This window comes from Streptomyces sp. NPDC008086, from assembly GCF_042957325.1.
Lineage (GTDB): Bacteria > Actinomycetota > Actinomycetes > Streptomycetales > Streptomycetaceae > Streptomyces.
On record NZ_JBIBIA010000009.1, the window covers coordinates 217,932 to 228,748 of the forward strand.

8 protein-coding genes are annotated in these 10,817 nt (G+C 69.4%); all 8 read left to right on the forward strand.

Annotation, left to right across the window (positions count from 1 at the left end):
* Positions 1–241: 241 nt before the first annotated feature.
* Positions 242–1,186 (forward strand): hypothetical protein, encoded by a 945-nt coding sequence (locus ACFZBP_RS30985; protein WP_391417847.1) that lies wholly within the window; start codon positions 242–244, stop codon positions 1,184–1,186.
* 116 nt (positions 1,187–1,302) lie between these two features.
* On the forward strand, positions 1,303–1,887 hold the full coding sequence (locus ACFZBP_RS30990) for a pyridoxamine 5'-phosphate oxidase family protein (RefSeq protein WP_383459222.1): 585 nt from the start codon (positions 1,303–1,305) through the stop codon (positions 1,885–1,887).
* Positions 1,888–1,890: 3 nt separating this feature from the next.
* Positions 1,891–2,592, forward strand: a complete 702-nt coding sequence (locus ACFZBP_RS30995; protein WP_391417849.1) for a L,D-transpeptidase family protein — start codon at positions 1,891–1,893, stop codon at positions 2,590–2,592.
* A gap of 52 nt (positions 2,593–2,644) precedes the next feature.
* Entirely contained in the window at positions 2,645–7,606 is a 4,962-nt protein-coding gene (locus tag ACFZBP_RS31000; protein WP_391417851.1) for a caspase family protein, read from the forward strand.
* Entirely contained in the window at positions 7,599–7,982 is a 384-nt protein-coding gene (locus tag ACFZBP_RS31005) for a hypothetical protein (protein WP_391417853.1), read from the forward strand. Before ACFZBP_RS31000 ends, ACFZBP_RS31005 begins: the two co-directional genes overlap by 8 nt.
* Entirely contained in the window at positions 7,979–8,575 is a 597-nt protein-coding gene (locus ACFZBP_RS31010; protein ID WP_383459233.1) for a hypothetical protein, read from the forward strand. Before ACFZBP_RS31005 ends, ACFZBP_RS31010 begins: the two co-directional genes overlap by 4 nt.
* A gap of 166 nt (positions 8,576–8,741) precedes the next feature.
* Positions 8,742–10,124, forward strand: a complete 1,383-nt coding sequence (locus tag ACFZBP_RS31015) for a ferric reductase-like transmembrane domain-containing protein (protein WP_383459236.1) — start codon at positions 8,742–8,744, stop codon at positions 10,122–10,124.
* Positions 10,125–10,173: 49 nt separating this feature from the next.
* The coding region (locus ACFZBP_RS31020) for an FMN-binding protein (RefSeq protein WP_391417856.1) at positions 10,174–10,817 on the forward strand (644 nt) is incomplete at its 3' end.

Consider the following 10,817-nt stretch of genomic DNA (forward strand, 5'->3'; position numbering starts at 1 on the left):
TGGCGTGAACGGGGAGGCGGTCGTCAGGCTAGTGCGCTTGACCACACATTCACCTGCATGAGTATGCAGAGCTCTGCATGATTCGTCAATCCAGGCAGCCGGTCGGTCGACGGCAGCGGGAAATTCGCGCTCCCTTTGAACGCGGGAAACCGCTTACCCGTACCTCTCGCCGAACGCAGGCGCCGCGTTTGGAACAGACACCACGTACAGACGACCCCCCGAACCCGAGTGAGGCATCCGCATGTCCAGGGCTCTTCCGAAGTACAACAAGCGCCGTGTCGCGTTCATCGGCGGCGCCGCCGCGGTGGCGCTGTCCGGCACGGTGATCGCCGGCTTCGCCCTCGCCGGGGAGACGAACTCGTCTTCGAAGAGCGCCGGCACGAACGCCCGCACGCTGGCCGGACCCGGCACCATCACGTGCCCGGACGTGACCGGCCAGCTGCCCGCGATCCCGGCCTCCGCGCAGGCCGAGGTCGACCGCAACCTCGCCCAGCTCCAGACCCAGATCGACGAAGCCAACCAACGCCTCGTCGACACCGTCGGCCAGGGCGGACCCAACTTCGTCCAGAACGCCATCCTCGGCCCGCTCGAGGACAAGCGCGTCGCCGCCCTCAACCGCATCGAGACCGCCATCGGCCGCGCGGCCGCGAAGCCCGAGGGACTGGAGGCGTTCGCCGCCTGCACGCTCAACGCCGAGGGCGCCGGCGGTGGGGCGGGGGCGGGTGAGGAGGCCGGTGCCGGCGACGGCGCAGAAGCCGGTGCCGGTGAGGACGCAGGTGCCGGCGCCGAGGCTGGTGCAGGTGCAGGTGCCGGCGAGGACGCGGGCGCAGGCGCCGAGGCCGGTGCGGGCGAGGGCGCCGGGGACGCGGCGGGCGATGCGGGGAACGCCGGGGTCGGCACGATCAGCTGCCCGGACGTGACCGGCCAGCTGCCCGCGATCCCGGCCTCCGCGCAGGCCGAGGTCGACCGCAACCTCGCCCAGCTCCAGACCCAGATCGACGAAGCCAACCAACGCCTCGTCGACACCGTCGGCCAGGGCGGACCCAACTTCGTCCAGAACGCCATCCTCGGCCCGCTCGAGGACAAGCGCGTCGCCGCCCTCAACCGCATCGAGACCGCCATCGGCCGCGCGGCCGCGAAGCCCGAGGGACTGGAGGCGTTCGCCGCCTGCACGCTCACCCAGTGACGTGACAGGCAGCCGTGGCCGCCCCGTTGGCACGCCGGCCGGGGCGGCCGCGGTGATTCCGCACGCACCCATAATTCTTTAGACAAACGAACGACCTGCGTCCATAATCGGTTGACGTGGGAAAAACTTATGAACGCATAGACGGCAGACTCCGCAAGTTCATCGAGGAGCAGCCCCTCTTCTTCACCGCGACCGCTCCTCTGTCGGCCGACGGCACGGTCAACCTCTCCCCCAAGGGCCTGAAGGGCTCGTTCGCGATCCTCGACGAACTGACCCTGGCCTACCTCGACTTCGCCGGCTCCAACGCCGAGACCGTCGCGCATCTGCGGGAGAACGGCCGTATCACCCTGATGTGGTGCGCCTTCCAGGGCCCGCCCAACATCGTCCGGGTGCACGGCCGCGGTGAGGCCGTCTTCCGTGACGACCCACGGTTCAAGGAACTGCTCGGGCACTTTCCCGACATCGACCCGTCCCTGCACGGTCTGCGCGCGATCGTCGTGGTGCGGGCCGACGTCATTCGCGACTCCTGCGGATACGCCGTCCCGCTCATGACGTACGACGAGGACCGCGACCTGCACGGCCGGCGGTTCGCGCGCGAGGACGACGACTCGTTGAGCGCGTACTTCTCCAAGAGAGCCATCGCGACCAGCCTGGATGGCCTACCCGGAGTGCCGTTGCCGCTCCCCCCGTCTAGCGTCTGAGCCATGCGCCCCGGTGTCGTCGCCCTAGCGTCCGCGTCCCTCCTCGTACTCGGCGCCGCGCCGGGTGAGGGCCCGCCGCGGCCACTGCCCGCACGCATGGCCGACACCGGGGGCGGCACCCAGCTGATCACCGCCGTGGCACCGCGAGCGGGCGCGACCTCCGGCACCGTGACCTGGTGGGACCGGGTCGACGGGACCTGGGTGAAGGCCGGTTCGGCGTCCGCCCGGTTCGGCGCGAAGGGGCTCGTCGAGGGCACCAGGCGCAAGCAGAGCACGAACACCACGCCGACCGGCCTGTACGGGCTGCCGTACGCCTTCGGCATCGAGGCGGCGCCGCGCGGGACGAAGTACGAGTACCGCCGGGTGCGCCAGAACTCCTGGTGGTGCCAGGACACCGACTCCCGCGCCTACAACCGCTGGACCGAGCCGCGGGCCCGCGACTGCCGGGCCGCCGAGTCCGAGCACCTCGTCTCGTACGGGGCTCTGTACGCGCACGCGCTCGTCATCGGGTTCAACTACGAGCGGCCCGTGAAGGGCAGGGGCGCCGGGATCTTCCTCCATGTGAAGGGGCGGGGGGCGACGGCGGGCTGTGTGTCGGTGCCCGCTGATGCCATGCGGAGGATTCTGGAGTGGGCCGAGCCGTCCGCGCGGCCGCACATCGCCATCGGGACCATGAAGGGGCCTACGGCGATCGTCCGTTACTGAGAAGCACCCCTGAACGGCCGTTTCCCCACCGCCGTCCGCATGCGGTGCCATCATGTTCTCCTGCTGGTGGGAGGGGAACGTGGACGAGGAGCGCAGGGCGCTGCTGATCGGAATCGGGCAGGCAGCCGCGGCCGGGGGTGCGCTGGAGCCGCTCGACGAGGCCGTCGAGGCCGACCTGAGGGTGATGAGCACTGCTCTGCACGCCTCGGGTTACCTCGTGGAGACACTCCACAACGCCGGCCGGAGCGAGATCAAGTCGAAGATCTACGAAGTGTCCCGTGACACCCCTCAGGGTGGAACACTTCTGCTCTACTTCACCGGGCACGGTCTGAACATCGACCGCATCGACTACCTCGTCCCGGCAGACGCCATCGCTCCGCCGGACGGATCCTGGCGGGAGCCGTATCTGGATTCGCTGCTTCCCGCCAACATCAGTCCTCTGCTGAAGGACTGCCGGGCGGGCGCCGTCCTGTGGGTCATCGACGCCTGCCGGACAGACGCCGCGAGCGTCTCTGAGGCGTTCGGCAACAGCATCGAGAACGGCTCGCCCGACGGTGGCTTCGCCGTGCTCACCGGATGCTCCGCCGGGGAACACAGCGGTTTCACGGACGAGGGGAGCTTCTTCACCCACGCGATGGCGAACGCGCTGGGACCGCTGACGCCCTCCCGCACCGTCCAGGACGTGTTCGCCACGGCACGCGCCAAGACCCGCGAGGCCGCACTGCGGCACGGGCTGACCCAGACCCCACGGATCCGCTTCGGCACCCACGCCGAGGCTGAGACGAAGGAGAGGGAGATCTGCGCCGGCCGCCCCCTCCTCGAGGCCTGGCTCGAAGCGGCCCACTCCACCCCACTGTGGCAGCACGTCACCACCGACAGCGCGGCGAGCGTGCACTCGTTCCAGGGCGTCCTGGGCGAGTTCGTCGAGCAGTGCGCGCGTACGGTCCATCTCGCGCAACAGCGCCTGTCGCACCCAGACCCATGGATCGACGACGACTTCCCGGTCAGGGTGCTGTGCGACCGGCTTCCGCTCCTGCTGTCCGACGACGCGAAGCTCTCCGCCATCGAGGTGGTCGCGCTCGTCGCCGCTCCCTTCCTGCACGAAGTGGCCTGGGCCGAGCGGCTGAGTCAGGCGGCGGAGATCAGTCCCTATGCGCTGGGCCGGCACAAGCACGCCGGTGCTCATCGTCGCCACTACGAGCAGATCGTCGAACAGTACGGCCGTGTCGCGAGCAAACTGGCCGACTGCCAGGCCCGCGAGCACACCGAGGACGCGGCCGCGATCACCATGTGGTTGGTCCACCGCTGGGTCGAGGACCGATTCCAGACGGACGACGATGTCGTATCCGTGACCAGGACCGAGTCGCTCGCCGCACAGCTGGGTGTGGCCGACGGCCGGGTACACGAACTCTCGCAGCTGTTACGGACCGCGGCCTCCGGCATCGGCATGGACGAGTCGTTCGGCGCCCCGCACACCGGAGCGTCCCGCATGGTGCTCCTGCCAGGCGGCCGTCAGCCGCTGAGGGTCCGCCCGCTCGTCGCCCTGCTCCGGCTCGCCACACTGCTGGCCGTCGACGTCCGTGTCCTCCCGGGTGTCGTGGCGGAACATCTGGCCGTCACGGATCCTGTGCTGCCGCAGGACATCGTGGCCATCGCACGCGGCCTGAGTTGGCATCGCGAAGGCAACTCCCTGCACCTGGACGCTCCCTGCCCGCATCAGGCGGTGCACGCGGCGCTCACGGAAGTCGCCGACGAAGCCGACCAACTGGTCTCTCGTACCTGGGAACTGAGCGGCGAGATGAGGGAGCCGGAGACGGACCTGCTGGCCGCAGTGCCCCATCGCGTCACCGACCGGGATCTCCGCCCCCTACACGTGGGGAGCCAGGCCGTGTACGAGGTTCCCCTCCTGCGCTTCCACCTCGCCCACACGGAGGTACGCGACCTCCTGATGGGTGAGCAACTCTACGGCGGCGAGCCCGAGTTGGCGCTGCGCGAGCTGTATCAGAACGCCATGGACGCGTGCCGTTACCGCGCCATGCGCTGGGACTACCTGCGCGGCGTCGGCACCCGCCCCGCCCTCTGGACCGGGCAGATCGTGTTCACCCAAGGCCGGGACGAACGGGGCGCATACGTCGAGTGCCGCGACAACGGCGTGGGCATGAGCGCCGAACAACTCAAGCAGACGTTCACCCGGGCGGGCAGCCGATTCGAACGGTCCAAGGCGTTCCGCAAGGAGCAGTCCCGATGGCTGCGCCACGATCCGGCGCTGCGGCTGTACCCCAACAGCCGTTTCGGCATCGGTGTGTTCAGCTACTTCATGTTGGCCGACGAGATGAGCATCGTCACCCGTCAGGTCAGCCCGGACGGCATTCCGGCAGAGCACGCGCTCCGCGTCGAGATCCCCAGCAGCGGAAGCCTGTTCCGCATCCAGCGTCACGACGGCTCGGACGACGGCCTCGCCGAAGGCGGCACCCGGGTGCGGCTGTACCTGCGCGAGAACGCGGTGGGCCGACGGCTGTCGTGCGTCGCGGTCCTGCGGAAGTTGGTCAGGGTGAGCGACTTCACGCTGACCGCTCAGGAGGAGGCAGGGCCGGAGTACGTGTGGGAGCCAGGCACATTGCAGCCCCTGCTGGACCACCACTCTGACGAATCTCTGGCGGCAATACCGGGGTCGCTCTGGTGGGTGCTGGGGGAGGGAGCGATCCTCTGCGACGGCATCGTGACGGACCAGACCCCGTTCGGCTACGTGGTGAACCTGGCAGGGGCTCACGCCGGGAAGCTCAGCGTGAGCCGAAAGGAGCTCCAGGCATTCGATGAGGAGTGGGTCGAGGGGCTGTGGCGACAGGGGGCGAAGGAACTGGTGGACTGGTCCGGTCTGTCGCTGAGCTGGCTGGGACGGCTGGACCAACGAAGCAACTCCCTGGCCAGAGTTCTGGCTCGCGAGTGGCGGGGAAAGGGGGTTCGTGTACAGAGCCCGAACGGGAAGGGCATGGACCTGGACAAGGTGGGCTGGTTCCACCTCGACGACAAGGTCACCCGTGACAGAAGTTCCGGAATCGACGACGACACCTTCATACCCTGGCGCACCGCTGTCCTCGGACAAGTGAGCGGCAGTTACGGCCGCGCCGTGCCATCCGACCTCGTCGGGCATCCAGTAGCCGAACCCGGCGATGCCGATATCGCGAAATCAGAGCTGGGTTCTTGGACCAGGGTGGTCTGCTACGCGGCAGAGCACGAACGGCCACTGTCAGAAGTTCTCCGCCGTCAACGAGCCCTGCGCATCACCCACCGCGGTCAGGCCCCCGTGCCGGTCCGCGGTGGCGCCCTGGACTGGGTTCCCGACTCCGTCGACCATCGGCTCGCGCGCGTGATACGGGGCGGTGACACAGGGACGGTCGCGGCCGGCGACGGCTCCCGTCACTGGGGGGCACTGGTCCAGGCATCGATGGAGCTCTCCCTCCCCCTCGGTGACCTGGTCCGGCGACTGGCCCGGTTCGCTCCCCTGTTACCGAGTCCCGTCCCCGACGTCCCCGCGCATCATGAGGACCATGTGTGCACCTCGGACGACATCCGCGGTCTTTTCCTCCGTGCCGATGCTCCGCGATCCGCTTCGTGGCGACTCGCCGACACACCCGAGGCAGTGCGCGACCTTGTCAATGGCTCTGATCTCTCGGCGGGAGAGATCCTCCGTCGCCTTGACGCCTTCTCCTGGCTGGGTTGGACGCCTCCCGCCCTTGCCGAGGTCTCCTGCTGGACAGAACTGGACTCGGATCTCTCCGAAGTCACGGCCATCTTCACGAGCCGGCTGACCGACGGGAGCCGGATGCTGCACTGGGCGGCCACGGTGGACTACGCCGACACGCTGGAAGCGAGCCTGGGGGAAGCCGAGCGGGAGCTGTCCGCAGTCGCTGACAAGCTCGGTCTGCACTACGAGCGGCGGTACGTACAGGACTCCGCAGCGGCTCGCCACGTCCCGTCGTACGACGCAGCTGTGCTGGTGCGCAGGTTGGCGCACAGGGAGCGGGCGCTGGAGCAGGGAGTGGACCTGGAGGACCTGGTCCCCGCCCAGTTCGGAGACGATGACGATCTCGACCTGGAGCGAGCCCTCGCGGACCTGCGGGTCGCCGGCGTCTCCGTCCCGGACGACTTGACTCTCGTTCACGAGTGGGACGGTCTCCCGCTGCGCGACCGCTATGTCCTGGCAGGCAAGGAAGCCTCCATGGAGGATGAGGACTACCCGGCGTCGGAACTGACGTCCGCCGTCCTCGTCTTCGCGGCTGAGCGCCTCAACGAGCCGTTGCGCGAAGTGTGGGACCTGGCAGCAAGCCATGCCGATCGCTTCGGCCTCACGGTGCCGACACTCCCCTCGTCCCTGACTGAGTTCCGACCCACTGGTGACATATGCCTGGCCCTCGTCGATCAGCCTGAGGACGGTTACGGGACCTTCAGGACGGCGACGTGGTATCCCCTGACTCCGCTCGGTCTGGCCCGGTATGCCAGTCGTACCGCACTCGACGCGGCCACGGCGTACGAACGCCTCCGTCCGCTGCGTGCGATCGGCGCACCCGTTCCCGAGCTCTCGGAGAGTGCCCTGGACGCGCTACGCGGCCGCACGCCGGACCCACGCGACCTCGTCGCGCTCGGCGCCGAGCACCGGGTGACGGAGTCCGGCACCGCCTACAGCCCGCTCGACCTCGTGAGCATCGCCGGCCGACTGGGGGAGCCACTGCCGCGCACCGCCGCCCGCATCGTTCCCTACCTCCCCCTGTGCCCGTCGACGTCCGTCCTGCCTGCCGTACCGGATGTCGTCCCTCGCTGGCAGGACCTGGCTCTGCTCACGCAAGGCCTCAACGGCGTGCTGCCCGCCGTCGAAGGCCGTGTGCCACAAAGGCACATCGCTCTCGCCGCCGAGGCCGTGGGCGAGAGCGAGGAATGGGTCATCGACCGGCTGCGTCTGTACGCAGCGATGTTCGAACTGGTCATCGACGAGAACGGGAGCGACTGCGATGACTGAGGCATCCGGTGCCGTCCACGACTTCAACGCGACGTATCTGGAGAGCTACCTGGGCGTGGCCCCGAACGGCTTCGTCCGGCTGACCGCCGAGGACGGCGAGGGGCTTCGGGTCCAGGGCACCTGCCCGCGCTGTCACGGCGACACCGCTTCCGAGTACCGATACGGCGTTCCGGGCACCGGCACCAAGGGGCTGTTCTCGGCGCTGAGGAGAACACCGGTCGCCCCGACGCAGGACGACACGCATTCCCTCATCCTGCGTGAAGTGCACTTCTGCGAGTGCGGACACCCTCATCCAGACCTGCCTGCCGACGCGCCGTTCGTCGGCTGCGGGGCAAGCTGGCGAGTGGGGCAGCTGAGCAACCGGGACGTCGGGTGAGCGCACAGTCCGATCGGCGATGGGCGCGGCTCGCCCAGGAACTGGAGTTCACCCAGCTCCCCGAGTTGAGACGCCAGGCCGAGGGATGGCGTAACGGACTGACCGGGCTCACCGCGCTCCTCGCCGTGCTCGTTACCCTCAAAGGGCGAGACGACGTGGCACAGCTACCGACGGCCGCGCGCAGCATCGTGGGCCTCCTGGTCGGGCTCGCCTTCGTGCTCCTGCTGCTGGGCTCCGTACTCGCCGTCCGTGCCGCGCATGGCAGCCCTGGCGACCGGGTGCTGCTGGCGGGTCAAGCGCTCCGCGACTGGACACGGCAGGAGATCACCCGGGTGACCAGGTCACTGGGCCTCGCCGCGGTGTGCTGTGTTTCCGGCGTGGCCGTCGTCGCCGTCGCTGTCGTGGTCGTCTGGGCGACGACCGGTTCGCCGCCCGCTCATCTCGTCCGGGTGGTGACGACGAGCGGCGAGCGCTGTGGGGAGTTCCTGGGCTCGGGGCCGGATGGTGTGGTGCTGCGCACCGAGACGGAGCAGAGGGCCGTACTGCCCGGGCGGACGGTGAAGTCGATGACTCCGGTCTCTGCGTGCACCTAGTGGCTTGGCACCTCGGGCGTCTTGTGCGGAGAACGGGTTACCGCCGGTCACCCTCATTCGCCTCCAACTCGACGGACGGCTGAACACGGGGGCGTCGAGGCACGTATCTCAGGGCCAAGGGACCAAGCCCAACACGCACCCCCCTTGCCCCGTCCCCGGAGGAACCGTGACCACCACGCTCGCAGGCGGCCGTGCCGCTCGCCGTCAGACGATGCGCCGTATCCGTCCGCGCCGCTCCCCGGCCGTGCCGCTGGTGGTCGCCCTGTGGGCGGGCGCGGCGGCGGTGCTGTGGCTGTGGTGGGACAACACGCCGTCCCTCGCGGACAACACGGCGAAGATCCTCGCGGCGGGGCGGATCACCGGGCTGCTCGCCGGGTATCTGATGGCGCTGGTCGTGCTCCAGATGGCGCGGGTGCCGGCGCTGGAGCGGCGGGTGGGCTCGGACCGGGTCGCCCGCTGGCACGCGATGAGCGGGCGCTACACGATCTGCCTGGTCATCGCGCATGTCTTCCTGACCATGTGGGCGTACGCGCTCCAGGCCGGAAAGACGCTGGGCGATGTCGTGCAGCAGACGATCGACTCGGTCAACACGCTGCCGGACATGGGCAAGGCGGCCATCGGCACCGGGCTGCTGTTCCTGATCGCGTTCCTCTCGATCGGGGGCGTCCGCCGCCGGATCCCGTACGACACCTGGTACCACGTGCACCTGCTGACGTACGCGGCCGTGTACCTGACGTTCTGGCACCAGATCACCACCGGCAACGAGTTCGCCGTCGAGCCCACCGCGAAGACCTTCTGGTACGGGCTGTACGGCATCGTGACCGCGCTGGTGCTCTGGTACCGGGTCCTCACCCCGATCCGGCTCAACCTGCGGCACCGGATGTACGTCGAGGCGGTCATCGAGGAGACGCCGGGCATCGTGTCGGTGCTGATCGGCGGGCGCAAGCTGCACCGGATGGGCGCAGAGGCGGGGCAGTTCTTCCGGTGGCGGTTCAAGGCGCCCGGGATGCGGTTCAGCTCCCACCCGTACTCGCTGTCGGCGGCGCCCCGCCCGGACATGCTGCGGATCACGGTCAAGGCGATCGGCGACCACACGTCGCGGCTGCGTGACCTGAAGCCCGGCACCAAGGTGTGGGCCGAGGGACCGTACGGCGCGATGACGGCGCAGCGGCGCAGCCGCGGCAAGGTGCTGCTGGTCGCCGGCGGCGTCGGCATCACACCGATGCGGGCGCTGTTCGAGACGCTGCCGGGCGCGTCCGGTGACATCACCCTCCTCTACCGGGCCAACAGCACCCAGGACCTGGCGCTGTGGGACGAGCTGGCCAAGATCGCCGACGAGCGCGGCGCCCGTCTGATGTACGCGGTGAACAGCCCGGACGGCGAGCGGCCCGACATCTCGGCGGAGCGGTTGCAGCAGAAGCTGCCCGACATCGACAAGCACGACGTGTTCATGTGCGGGCCGGCCGGCTTCGCGCAGTCCGTCTACGAAGCGCTGCGCGGCGCGGGTGTGCCCGCCCGCCGCATCCATCACGAGTCGTTCGAGATGTGAGCGACGGGACTTCACACCCACACTTCAGACTTCAGGAGCTGTAGGAGCGATGAGGAAGAGTCACCCCATCCGGCGTGTCGTGCTGGCCGGTGCCGCCACCGTGTCCGGGATCGTGCTGCTGCTGTCGCTGAAACCGGCCTCCGACCCGGGTTCCGCCCAGGCGGCGGGCATCGGCGCACCGCCTGCGGCCTCGGCCCAGGGCGGCGCCCAAGCGGCGGCCACCGGCACGTTCACCGGTGACGCGGCGCGGACCCAGTACGGTGCCGTACAGGTACGGCTGACCGTGGCCAACGGCAAGATCACCAAGGCGGAGGCGGTCCAGGCCCCCAAGGGCGGCCAGAGCGACCAGGTCACCGCCAACGCCGTACCCAAACTCAACCAGGCCGCCGTCGCAGCGGGCACCGCCGACATCGACGCCGTGTCCGGAGCGACCTACACCAGCGCCGGCTACAAGGAATCCCTGCAGTCCGCCCTGGACAAGGCGCAGGCGAGCGCCGGAGCGTCGCAGGGGTCCGGCTCCGCCCAGGCCGCCACGGCGACCGGCGACGCCGTCCAGACCCAGTACGGCGCGGTCCAGGTCCGTATCACCGTCAACGGCGGCAAGATCACCAAGGCGGAGGCGGTCCAGGCCCCCAAGGGCGGCCAGAGCGACCAGGTCACCGCCAACGCCGTACCCAAACTCAACCAGGCCGC